The organism is Paenibacillus mellifer (genome assembly GCF_023195895.1).
GTDB lineage: Bacteria > Bacillota > Bacilli > Paenibacillales > Paenibacillaceae > Fontibacillus > Fontibacillus mellifer.
Genome location: NZ_JALPRK010000023.1, coordinates 40,879 through 58,194 on the forward strand (window position 1 = coordinate 40,879; position 17,316 = coordinate 58,194).

Here is a 17,316-nt window from a genome sequence, read left to right on the forward strand (position 1 = left end):
AACTTCAAAATCCTTAACGTCCCGCAGTATGCGAGCGATTCTTCCTATAAAGGATATAGCTTCTCCGGGCATAATTCAAGGGTACGCTCCAGACATGGACGAGACGGGTAAACGGCCACAAGGCAAAGATCAGAAACCCCGCCAAAATGTGGATTTGAAACGAAATCGGCACCTCTGCCATATACGAGGCTTCCGGCCGGAAAATAAGCAGATTGCGGAACCAGATGGAAATCGTCTCCCGATAATCAAAATCCGGCTGCACATTATTCGTGACCAGCGTGGAGAACATCCCCATAAATACGATGAACAGCAGCAATCCGTTCACGATCATGTCTGAGGCGGAGCTGAGGCGGCGCACGTTTTTCATGGTCAACCGGCGCATCGTTAAGATCAGCATCCCGGCAAACGTAATCACGCCGAACAATCCTCCGCCATACATCGCCCCGATATGATACAGGTGTTCACTAACGCCGATCGCGGTCATCCATTCCTTGGGAATGCCCAATCCCGCCACATGACCCATGATGACCGGGATAATTCCGATGTGAAACAGCATGCTGCCTAACATCAGCCGTTTTTTCTCGATAAATTCGCTGGATTTGGCCGTCCAATTAAACTGGTCGTAGCGGTAGCGGAAAATATGCCCTACCACGAACGTAGCCACGCATAGATACGGGAAAATGACCCAAAGAAATTGCTCAAACAGACTCATGAACCTTCACCTCCTGTGACAAGCACAACTTAAACGTTTCCCGGAGGGCCTTGATGAGCTCATAATAAGGGTTCCCCTTCTTCTCCAGCGATTTCATCAACTGAAACGTGCCATCCTCCAGAATCGTTAACACCGTAAACATCCCTGTCTCGCTATGCGGATGTCCCAGCCACTCCGCTGCAGACAAGAATTCCAGCATCAGCGGCAGGAAATCCGGCAATTCCCGGTCGATCATTTCCATGCCGAACATTTCGTAAACCGCTTTGAGTGAAGTAAGCAATTGACCCCGATCTTTGGAATCCTCGTATTTAAAAAAAGTCATGTACAGCGTTGACGACTTTTCAAAATCAAACGTATCCACGTAAAGCTCCTCGATCTCTTCCATGCTGAGCGCAAGCATTTGCTCCCGATAGTTCGTTACCGGCTCGATCACCGTCGATGGCAGCACCTCTTCCCCGCTCTCACGAATCCATGCGAACGTCTCCTTATCGGGGTAGACGAGCTGTCCGGCAAAAAAGCCGAACAACTCGCGATGTTCATCCAGTTTCGCCAGATCAATCACGCCAGATCCCCCCGTAGAAGTTTTGTTCGTACAGATCCCGGCCACTCTTGCCGTTATTAGCCGGAATTGGAGTTGCCGGGCCGCAGCCGTCGCAATCCATACCGAAACCTTCGGTGCCTTGGGCCCGGTACGGATCCATGTATCCTTCCTTATGCGAAGTCGGGATCACAAAGCGGTCCTCGTATTTCGCAATAGCCAGCAAGCGGTACATCTCTTCGATCTGCTGAGCGGTCAGTCCTACGCGAGCCAAGCGGCTTTCGTCAAATGGTTTCTTGGAGAATTGCGCACGTTGGTATTGACGCATCATCGCCATCCGTTGCAAGGCAATCTTGACGGTTGACGTATCTCCTGCGGTCAGCAGATTAGCCAAGTATTGCACCGGCGTTCTCATTTCCTCAATCGCAGGGAAGATCAGATCCGGGTTCTGAATCGAATCCTTGCCTTCAAAATGGCTCATGATCGGGCTCAGCGGCGGTACATACCAAACCATCGGCAATGTACGGTATTCCGGATGGAGCGGGAATGCCAGCTTGTATTCGATCGCCAGTTTATAAACCGGCGAATTTTGAGCCGCTTCGATCCATTCCTCGGACAAGCCGTCTTTGCGGGCTTGCTCCATCACTTTCGGATCATGCGGATCAAGGAATAAGCCGAGCTGCGCTTCGTACAAATCCTTCTCATCCGGCGTGGAAGCCGCTTCTTGTACGCGATCCGCATCATACAGCAGCACGCCAAGGTAGCGAATACGCCCGGTGCAGGTTTCGGAGCACACCGTTGGGAGTCCCGCTTCGATTCTTGGGAAGCAGAACGTACATTTTTCCGCTTTATTTGTTTTCCAGTTGAAGTAGACCTTCTTGTAAGGGCAACCCGTCATGCAGTAACGCCAGCCGCGGCAGGCTTCTTGGTCGACAAGGACAATCCCGTCCTCATCGCGTTTGTAGATCGCGCCCGATGGGCAAGACGCCACACAACTTGGATTCAGGCAATGCTCGCACAAACGAGGCAGGTACATCATAAACGATTGCTCAAAGTTGAATTTGATTTCCTCTTCGATCTTCTCGATATTCGGATCCTTGGGTCCGGTAATATGGCCGCCGGCCAGATCGTCTTCCCAGTTCGGTCCCCACTCCAGGTCCATCTTATCGCCAGTCACAGCGGATTTCGGCCGAGCGACGGGCTGGTGCTTCTTTTCTCCCGAATTCGTCAGCTTCTCATAGTCATAAGTCCAAGGTTCGTAATAATCTTTCATTTCCGGCATGTCCGGGTTATAGAAAATTTTGCCGAGAGCAATCTTCGACAGCTTGCTGCCGGACTTCAGCTCCAGCTTGCCGTTACGCAGCGTCCAGCCGCCCTTGTAATGCTCCTGGTCCTCCCAACGTTTCGGGTAACCGATACCCGGTTTCGTTTCGACGTTGTTGAACCACATATATTCGGCGCCTTCCCGGTTCGTCCAGGTGCTCTTACAGGTCACGCTGCAAGTGTGGCAGCCGATGCATTTGTCCAGGTTGAGCACCATGGCGATTTGCGCTTTAATCTTCAAGCCAGTCGACCTCCTTCAGTTTGCGCACGGCAACGTAGACATCACGCTGGTTGCCGATCGGTCCGTAGTAGTTGAAGCCGTAACTGAGCTGGGCATAACCTCCGACGAGCTGCGTTGGCTTCAAGTGAATTCGCGTCGGAGCATTATGGCTGCCGCCTCGCTCTCCCGTGATTTCCGAACCCGGTACGTTAATGTGTTTATCCTGGGCATGGTACATAAACATCGTACCCCTCGGCATCCGGTGGCTGACCACCGCTCTGGCCGTTACGACGCCATTGCGGTTATAGACCTCTAGCCAATCGTTATCGTTAATCTGGTGTGCTTCCGCATCCTCGTTGCTGATCCACACGGTTGGACCGCCCCGGAACAAGGTCAACATGTGCAGATTATCCTGGTACGTGCTGTGGATGTTCCATTTGCCGTGCGGCGTCAAGTAACGCAACACCAGCGCATCCTTGCCACCCTCAACCTGCTTGTCTCGCGGACCAAACACCATCGGCGGCAACGTCGGCTTGTAGACCGGCAGCGCCTCCCCAAACTGCAGGAAGATTTGATGATCGAGATAAAAATGCTGCCGTCCGGTTAACGTCCGGAACGGCACTAACCGTTCAATGTTGGTCGTAAACGGCGAATACCGGCGACCCGATTTGTTCGAGCCGCTAAATACCGGCGTCGGAATGACCTCACGCGGCTGTGCGGTAATATTGGCGAACGTGATCCGTTCGGCTGCGCGATCGGCGGAAATATCCTTCAATTCTACGCCTGTATCCTGTTCCGCAGATTCCCAGGCGCGCTGGGAGACCTTCCCGTTCGTAGCCGAAGACAAGTGCAGTACTGCATTAGCCGCTTGTCTTGCCGTGCGCAGCTTCGGACGGCCGTTTTTGATCGTGTCATCGATATAAGATCCGTTGATCTTCTTCAAATCCTCATACTCTTCCTTGACGGTGAACGAGACTCCATGTGCGCCAACCTTGCCGGTTTCCAGGTTCGGTCCAAGCGTGATGTACTTGTCATAAATTTTCGTATAATCGCGCTCGACCACGGTAAAGCCAGGCATCGTTTTGCCGAGGACCGGCTTCGTTTCCCCGCGTTTCCAATCCTTCACTTCCCCATACGGCTGAGCGATTTCCGCCATGGAATCATGTCCAAGCGGAGAGGAGACCAGGTCTTTGTATACACCAGGCATATGCTCCTTAGCCATTTCGGACAGGACGCTGGCGAGCGTCCGGTAAATATCCCAGTCCGTACGCGATTCCCACAGCGGGTCAATCGCCGGGTTAAACGGATGCACGAACGGGTGCATGTCGGTCGAGGAAATGTCGACCTTCTCGTACCAAGTTGCTGCCGGGAGAACGATATCGGCATACATCGGCGTCGCCGTCATCCGGAAGTCGAGCGCTACAAGCAGATCCAGTTTACCTTCCACCTCATCGCGCCATACGATTTCTTCTGGCTTCTCCTCTTCGTTCGGGTTGGATAACAATCCGTTATGCGTCCCCAGCAAATGCTTCATGAAGAACTCTTGACCTTTCGCCGAGCTGGAGATCAGGTTCGAGCGCCAGACGAACAGCGAACGCGGGAAGTTCTCCGGCGCATCGGGGTCCTCTACAGCGAATTTCGTTTCACCGGAGACCACTTGCTCGTATGCGTGCTGGATGATCTCGGCGTTGTCCGTCTTGCCCTGAGCAGCCGCTTCTTCGGCGAAGGCTAGGCTACTCTTGTTGAACTGCGGATACGATGGCAACCAGCCCAGTCGAGCTGCCAGTACATTGTAATCCGCCGGATGACGGTACGGAATATCACCGCCAGTAGGCGATTTCAACGATTCCGCACTCATCTCTTCGTATTTCCATTGGTCGGTGGCGAAATAGAAGAACGAAGTCGCGTTTTGCAGCCGCGCCGGTGCTTGCCAGTCGCGAGCGAAAGCAATGGTCGACCAGCCTTCGATCGGACGGCATTTCTCCTGCCCCACATAGTGAGCCCAGCCGCCGCCGTTCACGCCTTGCGAAGCCGTTAGCATCACCAGGTTCAGGATCGAGCGGTAGATCGTATCGCTGTTGAACCAGTGGTTGATCCCGGCGCCCATGATGATCATCGAACGTCCGCCCGTGTCCAGTGCGTTCTGTGCAAACTCGCGAGCGATTTGCACCACAAGCGATGCTTTGACGCCGGTGATTCGCTCTTGCCAAGCTGGCGTGTAATGCGACTCCACGTCATCATACCCTTGGGCCGCATGTGTGCTGCCCGGACGATTGACCCCGTATTGGCTAAGCATCAAATCGTGAACCGTTGCGGCCAAACGGGTTGATCCGTCGGCCAGAGTAACTGTCTTGGTCGGAATTGACCGGGTAAACGTACCGTTGCCGTCAGCGTCAAAGTAAGGGAATACAATCTCTGTCCATTCCCCGCCGTGCGGCTCGACCGACAAAGCCGGCTCGATCCGGCTTCCGTCTTCTCGATCGAGGATCAGGTTCCACTTGACGTCCTTCTCCCACCGTTGGCCCATCGTTCCGTTCGGTACGACCAGTTCTCCCGCCGCTTCGTCATAAATAACCGGCTTCCATTCGGCATGCTCCGATGCTTGCCCCAAATCGCTTGCCCGCAAGAACCGGCCGGCTTTATAGCTCCTTTCGTGCGGATCCAGCAAAATCAGGAACGGCATGTCCGTGTATTGTTTGGCGTAGTTCAAGAACATCGGTTCTTGGCGCTGTACATAAAATTCGTCCAGGATGACATGCGTCATCGCTTGAGCCACCGCGGCGTCCGTCCCCGGATGCGGAGCCAGCCAGTTGTCGGCAAATTTCACGTTCTCCGCATGGTCCGGCGCTACGGACACCACCTTCGTCCCTTTATAGCGAACCTCGGTCATGAAATGAGCATCCGGCGTCCGCGTCAGCGGTACATTGGAGCCCCACATGATCAGATATCCGGCGTTGTACCAATCGGACGACTCCGGCACGTCGGTCTGTTCGCCCCAAATTTGCGGCGAAGCCGGCGGCAGGTCGGCGTACCAATCATAGAAACTGAGCATCTCGCCGCCTAGCAAGGAGATGAACCGGGCACCCGAAGCGTAGCTGATCATCGACATCGCCGGAATCGGGGTAAACCCGGCAATCCGGTCCGGCCCGTATTTCTTAATGGTATAAAGCAATTGCGCGGAGATTAGCTGCGTAGCTTCTTCCCAGGTGACGCGCACATGGCCGCCTTTGCCGCGCGCCTGTTTATACGATTGCGCGGCTTCCGGGTTCTCCACGATACTGGCCCAGGCTTCCAGGGGATTGCCGTGATGTTTGGTCATCGCATCGCGCCACAAGCGCAGCAGCCGGCCGCGCATATAAGGGTATTTCACCCGCAAAGGGCTGTATTCATACCACGAGAACGAGGCCCCCCGCGGGCAACCCCGGGGTTCGAACTCAGGCATGTCCGGCCCGCAGGACGGATAATCGATCTGTTGGTTTTCCCAAGTAATAATGCCGTTCTTCACAAACACTTTCCAACTGCAAGAACCGGTACAGTTCACGCCATGCGTCGTCCGCACCACTTTATCATGCGACCAGCGGCCGCGATACATATTTTCCCATTCCCGGCTTTTCTCTTCGACTTTCGTCCAGTTTCCCGAAATCATTTCCGGCTTCTTAAAAAAACTAAGTCCTGATCTTCGTTTCATGGAAGCGTTCACTCCTTCATCGCCCAAATGAATGCCTTTGACGGGGAATCAATGGTATTCGAGCTTCTGATTCCATTATGAAACTCTTGGCATCCGCTTCCCATCAGGGAATTCCCTTAGCCTGTCGGAGAATGCCCTATAACGACAAAAAAACGCCAAATGGCGTTTTTTCGGAACAACTCGATGATGTTATTGTCGTAACTCCCTAATATACCAGGCATCGCAGGCGAAATGCTCCGAACCCCCCAGAGGCGCTTGCAGCGGTCTGAAGCCATGTTTCTGATAAAACCGGTTCGCCGCCTGCATCGTCTGCAGCGTTTCCAGATAACATTGCTCGTAGTGACGGTTGGCGAAATCCAAACACGTCTCCAGCAGTCGGGTCGCGATGCCTGTCCCGCGGATTTCGGCCCGCAGATACATTTTCTGCAGCTCGCATACCTCGGCGGAATTAGCAAAAGAGGCAATCCCTGCCCCCCCAAGCACCCGGCCGTCCTGCTCCACAACCCAATAGGCCCTTCCCTCTGGCTCATAATACTGTGAAAGAGCGAGAAGACTGTCGTCCTGCCAGGCTAAGCCTTCCCGATTCCCGCCGAACTCGATCAAGCAATCGCGAATCACGGCTTCGATCGCCGCGTTATCCTCCGCTTGCAAAGGTCTGATGATCATCGTTGCCATCCCTTCCGTCACAACAAATTCATTTCATGCAGTCGATCGAAGATCATTCGACTGATCAACGACGTACGCTCGCGTTCCGCGTAGGTGAGCCACGCCATTTCCTCGATCTCGGAGTCCGGTTGAAGTTCTCCCTCAACCTCGGCATAATAACAGGTCATCCGAATAAGTACACCCTCCGGTTTACCGTCGGCTTGAGCTTCAAAGGTTGCAAAATACGCAATTGTCTCCGGCTTGACGGTAGCGGATAACTCCTCTTGGATTTCCCGCTGCAGCGTTTCGAGGTCGGACTCTCCGGGATCTCTCTTGCCGCCCGGAACATAAAACAGCTCCTTCCCTTTGGAACGCACATTCAACATGCGCCCTTCACGCAGGCAGATCCAGGCAATTTTATCGATGTTTCCCTCCATCATTTACGCCCCCCTCATATTAATCTCTTAATTCAAGGCCTCTCTCTTCCGGACAGAGTTTTCTTTCTCGCTCTCGCGTCCGCCGCCCAGTTTAAACACAAAGATCCCGCCAACAATGACCAGTACGCCGATCAGCTGATGGAGCGTAAACGGCACCTTTTGCAAGCCTAACCATCCCAGGGAATCAAATAACAAGGCGAACCCCAACTCCGAAGTCATCACAATGGCTACAGCATAGGTTGGTCCAAGCAATTTTACCCCCTGTACCATGCAAGTAACAACCCCAACACCAATCAATCCGCTGAACCAAAACCAAGTTTGCATGCCAGGTAGCGATGTAAACATTCCTTTACCTTCGACAATCAAGCCGATCCCAAAGGAAGCGGCGAACCCTAAACCTAACACAAGGGTTGTGGTCGTCCAGTTTCCCGTCTGTTCATTCACTTTGGTATTAAACACGTTTTGCATCCCAACCAACGCGCCCGCAGTCAACGCGAACAATATTCCAAACAGCACCTAGAATGCCCCCTATTCGTAAATATTCCGGCTGGCCAAGTTATGGAGCCCACCCCGGTCTTTCACCGTAATTCCGTCCCGACTCCGTTCAATCAAGCCATGAGCCTTGAATTTCTGCAGCACCCGGTTCAAATGCCGATAGCTGGTGCCGATCAAATTCGCCGCATCAACTAAATCGGCCGTGCTAAGCTTCCCTAAGAACAGGGTATCCGCTTCGTCAAAGGAAACCGACAAGAGGTAACTCGCCAGGCGGATCTCAACCGGATATAGCAGATTAAAGCTCAGAGAACTGGATTTCATATAGAACTTCTTCGTAATAATCTCCAGCAGAAAATTCAGCAATGGCGAATGTTCCTCGCCGTGTTTTCGCAGCCAGCGGTATTCTACCCCGATCATCTGGACCGGCGACACCGCTTCGACGGTATTGATAATGTCTCCATCTCGAATGTATTCGACATCCCCAATGACCTCCAGAGGGTTTTTGAAAGAGATGACCAGGGTGCGGCCTTCCGGAGACGTGTTGTAGATTTTGATTTTTCCCCGGACCAGTACGTATAACGAATGCGAGGGTTCCCCCTGCGTACAGATCAGTTCGCCTTGATCATAAGCGTAAAGCGTCAGGTAAGGCAAAAGCGCCTCAGGGAACACCTTCCGGAGTCCGTACGTTTGCATATAATCCCTTAATAAAGCCGGGTCCGTGATGTCTTTCATATTCGTTCCCCTCCTGTACGCACTCATCTACTAAAACTTGAGGATGACCACTCCTGCAATCATCAGGCCGATGCCGATAAATTGCGGTAAACGCATTTTTTGCTTCGGCACGCCAAACCAACCTAAACTGTCGATCAAGAAGGTCATGCATAGTTGAGCGATCAATACCGCAGAAATCGTCAAAGTAACCCCAACCTGTTGAATCGCCGTGACATTGGTAAAAATAATAATCGCCGCCAAAGCGCCGCCGCTGATATATAACGGACGTACCTGTCGCAAATCTCGAAGTCCTCCATCGCGGACGAATACCCAAATCAACAACGCGGCCACAAAGCCAGTAAACTGGGTCACCGCCGCCGCCGGCCAAGTGCCGATGTCCGCACTGATTCGTGTATTGGCTACCCCTTGCAGGGTGATGAACGCCCCGGCCAAAAACGCAAACAACAATCCCCTCATTCTCTCTCTCTCCTCTTAATGGATCCTGCGATCCTTTATATCAATACCTTATTAAAGGATATCTTCTGCCGTTTGAAAAGGACATATGTCCTGAAAGAAGAAAAACCGGTTAAAATAGATAGAGATGGACGGAATCACTAACGGAGGACACGTCATGCAATGGACATTTAACACTTTAACAGAATGGGATAGGGCTTGCTGGGACAAGCTGGGACCGATTTATCGTGAGGCATTCCCGCACGGGGCTAAGCCGGAGAAAGTGCTGCGGAGCATGCTGGATCGGAGAATCGCGAGCTTGCATGCGGGGCTTCTAGAAGGCGAACCGGTGGCGATGGCGATCACCGGATTCAACGGAGGACAAGGCGTCAAACGTTTTATCCTGGACTATATGGCAGTTCGTCAAGATCTTAGAGGTCAAGGGCTCGGCCGCCTCTTCTTCTCGCAAATCCGTGACTTTGCCGACCAAGACCCTCAAGCCGAAGCCATCCTGATCGAAGCGGAAGCAGAAGACACGGAGATGAACCGGGAACGCCTTCGGTTTTGGCTTCATTGCGGATTTATTGCCACACCCTATGTCCATCAATATATCTGGGTTCCCGAACCGTACCGGGCTTTATATCTCCCTCTAAAAGATGACTTTACCTTAACGGATGACGGCAAAACGCTGTTTCGGGATATCACTTCGTTTCATCATCAATCGTTTCGCGGACAATAGCTAACACTAACGCTAGAGGGCCTAATGCTCCAAGAGTCCCTTTTGCTTGCTTTCGTAAATTTTCATGAGCAACCCTTCAAGCTGTTGTTTCTCCGCTTCGCTTAAATCAACCGTCAACCGGCGGTTAAATTCCGCTAACATTTGCCGCAGTACAGGCTCAAAGGCCCTTCCTTTGTCCGTGGGATACAACAAAATTGACCTGCGGTCATGCTCGTCCACCTGTCGCTCAATAAAACCCGCTTCCTCCAATTGCTTGACGCAGCGGGTGGTGGTGGCTTTGTCGAACTTGACCAGGCTGGTCAGCTGATCCTGGTTTAACCCGGGGGTTGTCAAAATCGTCAGCAGATAGCTGTGATTCCCCCCGCCGCCGATTCCGTACGGCTTCAACTGCGCGGCCATGTCCTTTTGGTTGATCCGTTGAAGATAAGCAATCAATTTACCAACGGAAGGGTTGTTCATTCCCCTGCACCTCTTTACGATGATCTGGTTTACACAAATTTTACCTGATATCAGTTGCGCTCGCAACTAAATTAGAGTAAACTGATGATGCTTAAATTAGTTGCTCGTGCAACAAAATGGTTCGGATCTAGAATAAGTGAGGTGTAGTGTCATGTCTTCTAAAAGTTTTGACGTTCGGATGACTTCGTATCAGGACGACCCGGACATCCAGCGTAAACGTTGGCTGATCCTGATCGTACTGAATTTATTTACCTTTATGTCAACCCTCGACGGCAGCATCGTCAACATTGCCTTGCCCGTGATTTCCAAGGAGATGAAGCTGAGTGTGGCGCAGGCGGAATGGGTCGTCACAGCGTATTTGATGATGATCTGCGCGGCTATCCTTTTCTTCGGAAAGCTGGGAGATATTGTTGGTAAAATCAAGGTTTTTAAATGGGGAATGGTGATCTTTACCGTGGGTTCCCTGCTGTGCGGCTTCAGCTTCAGCTTACCGCTGCTCGTCGGCTCGCGGCTGCTGCAAGCGCTGGGCGCATCGATGACAATGGCGAACAGTCAAGGAATCGTCACCGATATCTTCCCGGCCAATGAACGGGGTAAAGCGCTTGGTCTTATCGGGACCTTCGTGTCCCTGGGCAGTATCGCCGGCCCGAGCTTGGGTGGAGTGATCGTCTCTGCTTTAGGCTGGGAATATATTTTCTGGGTCAACCTGCCTGTTGGCCTGATTGCGATTGGCATCGGCTGGAGAATGCTCCCGGCGGACCGCACCAAATTGAAAGTACAGATCGATAAAGCCGGCAGCCTGTTGTTTCCGGTATTTATCCTGGCTCTATTTTCCGGCCTGCTGCTGGGGCAGCAAATCGGATATCAAGACGTTCGGATCATCAGTGCGCTCGTGCTCGCTACCGTCGTGTTTATCGTGTTTCTCTGGGTCGAGAAACGCAGAGAAAACCCGATGCTCCAGCTTACCTTGTTCCGCAATCCGTTGTTCAGCTTAAGTATCCTGACCGGCTTCCTAGTTTTTGTCGCGAATTTCTGTTTTAATATCATTGCGCCTTTTTATACGCAAAGCATCTTAAATCTCTCGCCTTCACACGCCGGTTTCCTGATGATGTTATTCCCGATCGTTATGGTCATCGTGGCGCCGCTCAGCGGCGCGTTATCCGACAAAATCGGCTCTGAGCTGCTGACGTTTGCCGGGCTGATCGTCATGGTTATCGCACAGATCGGGTTAGCCCGGTTGCATGACAGCAGTCCCATCGGGCTGGTCGGCGTATGGATCGCCATGCTGGGTCTCGGCAGCGGCTTGTTTCAATCGCCAAACAACTCGCTCGTGATGTCGAAGATTCCGAAAACCCAGCTGGGCATCGCCGGCAGCATCAACTCGCTCGTGCGCAATATTGGGATGGTTGTCGGCATTACGGTCGCGACCACAACCTTGTTCAGCGTCATGAGCAACCACGCGGGACGCCGGGTGACCGGATTGGTGCCGGATCGCCCCGATTTATTTCTAACCGGGATGCATGTCGTGTTTATGACTTCCGCTTCCATCTGTCTAGTCGCCGCGCTCCTGACAGGCTGGCGGTTTTGGTCCGCACGGCGGGCGGTGCGACGCGAGCAGGTCCGATCCACGTAATAAATGAGAAAAATCCGTACAGGTGTAGGATGACGCCCGTACGGATTTATTTTTATTCGGTCCACTCAAGTCCTTCCAGGATTCGATATTTCAATAACGCAAGCAGGAAATCCTCATAAAAATCATTACGTACGATGATCTTATATTGACGTTCCTGATCCTGATTCAAGTAAAACAAGACATCGGTATAGACATCGTTGTCCTCGAACCGTTTCTGCACTTCCCGCATGCTAGATAATAGCGGTTCCTCCTGAAGAAATGTCAGCTCGAACTCCACGTCTCCTTCGTTAGCTGTCTCACGGATCTGTACTCGTTCCGAATTGATACGGTATTTCAGCGGCATGTCCCGTCCCCCTCATGCGTGGTTGGCCTTAGGATACCGTGTCTCTTCCTCAAAGTCAACTTTGGGGAAAAACCTTTAACCGGTACCGCTCGTACTCTTCCGGGGTGTCGATATCCTGAGGCGCCATGCCAGGAATCCTCACACTGTAAAGGTGATCCTGATATAGGTGCAGCAGTTCCTTGGCGCCAGCGTCACCGTCCAACGCCATTAATTCGGAGAACAACTCTGCAGTAAATAATACGGGATGTGCCGGACGATCGTCATAACGCGATTGAACGATCCCGGCCCCGATTTGGGTGAACGCATCAGTCACCTGCCGGATGGCCTCCGGCGAGATCTCCGGCTGATCTCCCAGCAGGATCATAACCGCTGCCGGCGTGTGGTGTTCTTCCAGTTGCCGGACTCCAGCCGCCAGTGTTGCGCCCAGTCCCCGCTCGGCAAGCGCAGTCGTCAGCCACTCAATAGGCAGACCTTCAGTATGCTCGCGTCGAAGCGGTCCGCTCTCGGGCGCAATGACGGCCACCCGGACATTCCCGGCCGCTAGCGCCTGATGGATCGTTTGCTTTAACAAACTTCCCTGCGGAGCCGGGAGCAACAGTTTAGGTTGCCCCATCCGCCGGGAAGCGCCACCGGCCAGAATCAGCGCCCAAATGTCCCTTCTTTCTGCGGGATGCTCATACACGGCATGACTCCGGGAAGATCGGCTCGTCAAGGAACGAAGGCTGAGATGTGGGTTCGGTTGAGGTTCGAGCTCCGCTTCCGGCTACCTGACGATCGCGTAGAAATCCCCCGTTGCGGCCGTTTTTGACGGCAGTCATTTCCGCCAGGATGCTCATCGCAATCTCTTCGGGCGTTTCCGCGCCGATATCCAGGCCTACTGGGGAATATAACTTCTCCAGCAACTGGGGAGCTATCCTGCCGTCCGAACCGTCCCCAATCGGATTCGGTTCCAGGATCTTCTCCAACCGGTAACGAGAACCGACCAGGCCGAGATAAGCGGTCTCCGGCGTTAACATCCGGTGGACCGCCTCCCGGTCCAGATCGAGATTATGCGACATGACGACGACGTATTTACCCTTCACGTCGACTTGCTCGAACGCATAACGCGGGATGATCCGCAGCTCGTCCGCTGCGGGAAACCGCTCCCGCGTCGCCTTGTCCGTCGCATGGTACGCGACGGTCACCCGCCACTGCAGCCGGCGAGCCAGGCTGCAGAGCAAGCGCGCATCGTCGCCGACGCCGACGATGACCAGCTCCGGGCGCGCTGCGACCCGTTCCAGCAGCAGCTCCAGCTGCGTGCTGCCCTCGGTGCGTCGCACCAGCCCGGCCCGCCGGCCCGCGCCCAGCAGGCCGGCTTCCTCCGCCGCGGCGTCGAGCGTACGACGCGCGCCCGGCGGCACGGCGGCGGGATCGGAGGAACCGATCACCGTCGCCGCCACGTACGGCTCACGCGTCTCCACGCGCTGCCGCAAATCGCCGAGGATCCGGTCCGCCGCGTCCGGCGAACGGACCGGATCAAACGGCTCAAGCCACACCGTGATCGCCCCGTTGCACCCAAGGCCGATCCCCCATACCTCGTCTTCTCCGATGCGGAAGTCGTAGAACAGCTTGCGCGGACGGAGCGTCCGAAGCACCTCCTGCGCATGTTCGCGCAGGTCTTCTTCGATGCATCCGCCGCTTAGGATGCCCGTCACCTCGCCGTCGGCATGAATGAGGCAGCGCGCACCCTCCCGGCGGTAGGCCGAGCCTTCCACATCGATGATGGTAGCGACGACGCAAGCCCGGCTCTCCGATTGGCACGCTTTCAGCTCACGGCTTAGCTCCTCCATGATCTCGTCATCTCCTGTCTTCGTTCTTTTCCGTTGTTCCGCTTCAGAATCGGCCTTCTTCATAGAGGCAATAAAGTTGCATAAAGGTCAACATTTTCGATGGGTGAAGTAACCCCCTGGCGCAAATGCTGACTATAGTGCAACAAATTCCGTGATTTTCGAGAAACAAGCTCAAATTTGTTACAGTTTCTGCAGCATTATTCCCTCTGCACGGGTTTCTCGCCTAAAAATGTTGTACTTATTACAACATTTCCTCCAGTAAACTCTAACCTTACGATTGCAGCGACATCCAGACCCGCTCCGCCGACATCGGCAGCACCTGGCCGCGCCGTCCCGTCGCATGGGCGATGGCGTTGGCGATCGCGCCCGGAACAGGGTCCAGGGCCACCTCGCCTAGCGATTTGGCGCCAAACGGACCATGGGGATCCGCTTCCTGTACGAAATGTACCTGCACATCGGGCATATCCTTAGCTCCCGGCATCCGATAATCCATCATCGACGGATTCATCACCTTGCCTTCCTGTACGATCAGGTCCTCCATCGTCACCCAACCGATCCCTTGAGCTACAGCACCCAATACCTGGCTTTTGGCCATCGTCTCGTGAAGGATGGTTCCCGAGTCATGTACCGCCCAATAACCGACCACTTTTGTGCGACCCGTGTCCGGATCCACTTCGACCTCGGCTACATGAGCGGCAAACGGGTAGTTAGGCGATGGGTGCCCGAAATAAGTAGCGTCCGGCAGCTCGGTATCCGGTACATAGGTTTCCTTGACGGTCAGCTCCTCCCCGGCATGGCGGGCTCGGAACCAATCGACGACATCCCCAAGCGAATACGTCTTGCCGTCGTGCTTCACGACACCTTCCTCAAACACCGCTCCTTCGCCGAGCGTCTGAACCCCCAGCTGTTGAATTTCACGCAGCAAGGATTCCGCCGCTTTTTGCACCGCGTTCCCGCCCATCACCGTACTGCGTGACGCTAGCGTCCCGATGCCAAACGGATACCGTCCCGTATCACCGGACTTCACCAAAATCTCGTCTTCCGGAATACCCAGCACACGGCTGGCAATTCGGGCATAAGTCATTGTCATCCCTTGGCCAAGCTCAATTTCGCCGGTTTCCACCTCGACGAATCCGCCCGGTTTGATGCGAATCACTGCCGTCGAGCCGTCAAAGCGCGGGTCGATGGCGCGGAAGCCCGAGACGTGATTGGCCACCGCGAGGCCCAGCCCCCGGTAAGGCGGCAGCTCCTTCCGCCGATTCCAGCCGGACAGCTCCTTGACCTTTTCGATACATTCATCCAAATTACAGGTATCCAGACGATAACCGTGCAGCGTCGTATCTCCGGAGTGGACGATGTTCTTGAGACGCAGCTCGGCCGGGTCCATCCCCAGCTCCAGCGCGATTTCATCAATGACGCTCTCCACCGCGAACAACATCTCTGCATTGCCGAACCCGCGCATGCACGTGGTTGGACTGTTGTTCGTGTAGACCAGATACCCCGTCGACTTCACGTTGTGGAAATGATAGATGTTGTCAGCCCGGGTACAGGCGGTTGCGATTACATTGGGACTCCAATAGACCCGAGCTCCCGCATCCGCGTACACCGTCAGGTCTTTGTATACGAAGTTTCCTTCCGCATCTGCGCCAATCTCAATGTCGAAGGTCAGCGGTACACGGGGATGGGCGGTAATCATATCTTCATGGCGGTCCAAAATGATCTTCACATGCCGTCCTGTCACCATGGCCAGCGCCGCAGCGATGACATGGACCTTCAGGACGTATTTCGCGCCAAAAGACCCCCCAATCGGCGGAACGATGATCCGCACCTTATCCTCCGGCAAGCCAAACCCGGCGGCATACGCTTCCCGCGCCCGGTACGGAATATGAGAAGGCGCCCAAATGGTGATGCCCTCCTCCTCCGACCAAAACGCAATCGCTCCGACCGGCTCCAGATGCCCTTGATAAATCCGGTTGGACACGTAACGTCCACCTTTGACGATCGTCGCTTTCTTCTTGCCTTCCTCTAAGTCGCCGCGCGCAACGTCCACCTTCATGGGCCGGTTCAGTTCCACATCCTCATGGATCTGCGGCGCTCCTGAAGCCATCGCATCCTCCGGATCGAAGACGCCCTCAAGCGGTTCTAACTCGACCTCAATCAACGCCAGCGCCTGTTCGGCCGCTTCCCTCGTTTCCGCGGCAACCGCGGCAATTTCATCCCCGATGAAGAGCACCCGATCCTTCGCAAGAATGTTCCAATCTTTGAATTTGGTCGGGCCATACTTGTGGTTCGGCACATCGTCCCCCGTAATGACGGCATGGACGCCTTCGACCTGACGCGCTTTCTCCACGTTAATCCGCTTGATTCGCGCATGCGCATAAGGACTGCGGTAAATCGCGCCGATCAGCTGACCGGGAAAATTCATGTCGTGAAGATAACGGGTTTGCCCTTCCATCTTCGATTTCAGATCCAGCGGCTTTTGCTTTAACGCCGGATTGACCTGCTTGCCCGACGGGTTCGGATCGGCCGGATTCATGACCTTGGCGTCCGTCGATTTGCTTGGCTGCTGCATGCGGTTCGTCGTCATCGCACGGCTCCTTTCGAGGCCAGGACGTGCTCCGCCGCTTCGATGATGCCGCGGTACCCGGTACACCGGCACAGGTTGTTCTTCAGCGCCGCTCCAATGTCGCCGCCGAACAAAGCGGGATTTTGCAGCCAGGCCCAAGTCGTCATCATGACCCCCGGGGTACAGAAGCCGCATTGCACGCCGCCGTACTCCTGCATCGCCTGCTCCAGCTCTCGAAATTCAGCATGCCGGGCCAAGCCCTCGATCGTTTCGATTGTTTGTCCTTGGGCGGAAGCGGCCGGCACCAGACAGGAGACCACCGGCTGGCCGTCAAGCAGCACTGTACAGGCCCCGCATTCGCCGGTCCGGCAGCCGATTTTCGTCCCCGTCAGACCTTGTCCTTCGCGGATTACGTCCGCCAGGCTAGCTGTCGCTTCGCCGTTCCAGGTCACGTCCTCGCCATTGATTGTTAACGTCATGCTAGGGTTATGGTTAAGTCCGCCGTTCATCTGGCAGCACCTTCTT

Annotated in this window: 17 protein-coding genes; 2 read left to right on the forward strand and 15 right to left on the reverse strand. The window is 54.4% G+C overall.

Features of this window, described 5'->3' with window-relative positions; genetic code table 11:
* Nucleotides 1-13: 13 nt before the first annotated feature.
* The 9 genes from narI to M0651_RS19605 all read right to left on the reverse strand — a co-directional run bounded on the left by narI (nucleotide 14) and on the right by M0651_RS19605 (nucleotide 9,246).
* The gene (narI, locus tag M0651_RS19565) at nucleotides 14-712 is read right to left on the reverse strand and encodes a respiratory nitrate reductase subunit gamma (protein ID WP_248553413.1); all 699 of its coding nucleotides are present in this window, start codon (nucleotides 710-712) and stop codon (nucleotides 14-16) included.
* Entirely contained in the window at nucleotides 699-1,274 is a 576-nt protein-coding gene (narJ, locus tag M0651_RS19570) for a nitrate reductase molybdenum cofactor assembly chaperone (RefSeq protein WP_248553414.1), read from the reverse strand. Before narJ ends, narI begins: the two co-directional genes overlap by 14 nt.
* Nucleotides 1,267-2,814, reverse strand: a complete 1,548-nt coding sequence (gene narH, locus M0651_RS19575) for a nitrate reductase subunit beta (protein WP_248553415.1) — start codon at nucleotides 2,812-2,814, stop codon at nucleotides 1,267-1,269. Before narH ends, narJ begins: the two co-directional genes overlap by 8 nt.
* Nucleotides 2,804-6,481: a nitrate reductase subunit alpha gene (locus M0651_RS19580; protein ID WP_248553416.1), complete on the reverse strand. Its 3,678-nt coding sequence runs from the start codon at nucleotides 6,479-6,481 to the stop codon at nucleotides 2,804-2,806. The genes narH and M0651_RS19580 overlap by 11 nt, the downstream gene beginning before the upstream one ends.
* A 189-nt stretch (nucleotides 6,482-6,670) precedes the next feature.
* Nucleotides 6,671-7,147 carry a GNAT family N-acetyltransferase gene (locus M0651_RS19585; RefSeq protein ID WP_248553417.1) on the reverse strand — a complete coding sequence of 159 codons (477 nt, stop codon included), beginning with the start codon at nucleotides 7,145-7,147 and terminating at the stop codon, nucleotides 6,671-6,673.
* Nucleotides 7,148-7,164: 17 nt separating this feature from the next.
* Nucleotides 7,165-7,563, reverse strand: a complete 399-nt coding sequence (locus tag M0651_RS19590) for an NUDIX hydrolase (RefSeq protein WP_248553455.1) — start codon at nucleotides 7,561-7,563, stop codon at nucleotides 7,165-7,167.
* Nucleotides 7,564-7,590: 27 nt separating this feature from the next.
* Nucleotides 7,591-8,079 carry a DMT family transporter gene (locus M0651_RS19595; RefSeq protein ID WP_248553418.1) on the reverse strand — a complete coding sequence of 163 codons (489 nt, stop codon included), beginning with the start codon at nucleotides 8,077-8,079 and terminating at the stop codon, nucleotides 7,591-7,593.
* A gap of 12 nt (nucleotides 8,080-8,091) precedes the next feature.
* Nucleotides 8,092-8,790 carry a Crp/Fnr family transcriptional regulator gene (locus tag M0651_RS19600; protein WP_248553419.1) on the reverse strand — a complete coding sequence of 233 codons (699 nt, stop codon included), beginning with the start codon at nucleotides 8,788-8,790 and terminating at the stop codon, nucleotides 8,092-8,094.
* A gap of 30 nt (nucleotides 8,791-8,820) precedes the next feature.
* Nucleotides 8,821-9,246 carry a DMT family transporter gene (locus tag M0651_RS19605; protein ID WP_248553420.1) on the reverse strand — a complete coding sequence of 142 codons (426 nt, stop codon included), beginning with the start codon at nucleotides 9,244-9,246 and terminating at the stop codon, nucleotides 8,821-8,823.
* Nucleotides 9,247-9,400: 154 nt separating this feature from the next.
* Between M0651_RS19605 and M0651_RS19610 the strand changes: the two genes are divergently transcribed.
* On the forward strand, nucleotides 9,401-9,961 hold the full coding sequence (locus M0651_RS19610; RefSeq protein WP_248553421.1) for a GNAT family N-acetyltransferase: 561 nt from the start codon (nucleotides 9,401-9,403) through the stop codon (nucleotides 9,959-9,961).
* Between the two features lie 21 nt (nucleotides 9,962-9,982).
* Here M0651_RS19610 and M0651_RS19615 read toward each other — a convergent pair whose 3' ends face one another.
* Entirely contained in the window at nucleotides 9,983-10,420 is a 438-nt protein-coding gene (locus M0651_RS19615; protein ID WP_248553422.1) for a MarR family winged helix-turn-helix transcriptional regulator, read from the reverse strand.
* A gap of 151 nt (nucleotides 10,421-10,571) precedes the next feature.
* Here M0651_RS19615 and M0651_RS19620 point away from each other — a divergent pair, with 151 nt between their 5' ends.
* Nucleotides 10,572-12,053 (forward strand): MFS transporter, encoded by a 1,482-nt coding sequence (locus tag M0651_RS19620; protein WP_248553423.1) that lies wholly within the window; start codon nucleotides 10,572-10,574, stop codon nucleotides 12,051-12,053.
* A 52-nt stretch (nucleotides 12,054-12,105) separates the two neighbouring features.
* Here M0651_RS19620 and M0651_RS19625 read toward each other — a convergent pair whose 3' ends face one another.
* From M0651_RS19625 to M0651_RS19645, 5 genes are all read right to left on the reverse strand, one after another.
* A complete protein-coding gene (locus tag M0651_RS19625) occupies nucleotides 12,106-12,396 on the reverse strand; it encodes a hypothetical protein (protein WP_248553424.1) in 291 nt (96 codons plus the stop codon).
* A 55-nt stretch (nucleotides 12,397-12,451) separates the two neighbouring features.
* Nucleotides 12,452-13,078, reverse strand: coding sequence for a nucleotidyltransferase family protein (locus tag M0651_RS19630; protein WP_248553425.1), 627 nt, complete (start codon nucleotides 13,076-13,078; stop codon nucleotides 12,452-12,454).
* Nucleotides 13,071-14,225 carry an XdhC family protein gene (locus M0651_RS19635; RefSeq protein ID WP_248553426.1) on the reverse strand — a complete coding sequence of 385 codons (1,155 nt, stop codon included), beginning with the start codon at nucleotides 14,223-14,225 and terminating at the stop codon, nucleotides 13,071-13,073. Before M0651_RS19635 ends, M0651_RS19630 begins: the two co-directional genes overlap by 8 nt.
* Nucleotides 14,226-14,496: 271 nt before the next feature.
* Entirely contained in the window at nucleotides 14,497-16,812 is a 2,316-nt protein-coding gene (locus M0651_RS19640) for a xanthine dehydrogenase family protein molybdopterin-binding subunit (protein WP_248553427.1), read from the reverse strand.
* On the reverse strand, nucleotides 16,809-17,300 hold the full coding sequence (locus M0651_RS19645; protein ID WP_248553428.1) for a (2Fe-2S)-binding protein: 492 nt from the start codon (nucleotides 17,298-17,300) through the stop codon (nucleotides 16,809-16,811). The genes M0651_RS19640 and M0651_RS19645 overlap by 4 nt, the downstream gene beginning before the upstream one ends.
* Nucleotides 17,301-17,316: the final 16 nt, after the last annotated feature.

Bases quoted from the DNA above. Each gene is read 5' to 3' on its own strand.
- M0651_RS19615 (WP_248553422.1), bottom strand. From the start codon at position 10,420: ATGAACAACCCTTCCGTTGGTAAATTGATTGCTTATCTTCAACGGATC.
- M0651_RS19640 (WP_248553427.1), bottom strand. From the start codon at position 16,812: ATGACGACGAACCGCATGCAGCAGCCAAGCAAATCGACGGACGCCAAG.
- M0651_RS19610 (WP_248553421.1), top strand. From the start codon at position 9,401: ATGCAATGGACATTTAACACTTTAACAGAATGGGATAGGGCTTGCTGG.
- M0651_RS19585 (WP_248553417.1), bottom strand. From the start codon at position 7,147: ATGATCATCAGACCTTTGCAAGCGGAGGATAACGCGGCGATCGAAGCC.
- M0651_RS19605 (WP_248553420.1), bottom strand. From the start codon at position 9,246: ATGAGGGGATTGTTGTTTGCGTTTTTGGCCGGGGCGTTCATCACCCTG.
- M0651_RS19580 (WP_248553416.1), bottom strand. From the start codon at position 6,481: ATGAAACGAAGATCAGGACTTAGTTTTTTTAAGAAGCCGGAAATGATT.
- M0651_RS19600 (WP_248553419.1), bottom strand. From the start codon at position 8,790: ATGAAAGACATCACGGACCCGGCTTTATTAAGGGATTATATGCAAACG.
- narI (WP_248553413.1), bottom strand. From the start codon at position 712: ATGAGTCTGTTTGAGCAATTTCTTTGGGTCATTTTCCCGTATCTATGC.
- M0651_RS19635 (WP_248553426.1), bottom strand. From the start codon at position 14,225: ATGGAGGAGCTAAGCCGTGAGCTGAAAGCGTGCCAATCGGAGAGCCGG.
- M0651_RS19620 (WP_248553423.1), top strand. From the start codon at position 10,572: ATGTCTTCTAAAAGTTTTGACGTTCGGATGACTTCGTATCAGGACGAC.
- M0651_RS19590 (WP_248553455.1), bottom strand. From the start codon at position 7,563: ATGGAGGGAAACATCGATAAAATTGCCTGGATCTGCCTGCGTGAAGGG.
- M0651_RS19645 (WP_248553428.1), bottom strand. From the start codon at position 17,300: ATGAACGGCGGACTTAACCATAACCCTAGCATGACGTTAACAATCAAT.
- M0651_RS19625 (WP_248553424.1), bottom strand. From the start codon at position 12,396: ATGCCGCTGAAATACCGTATCAATTCGGAACGAGTACAGATCCGTGAG.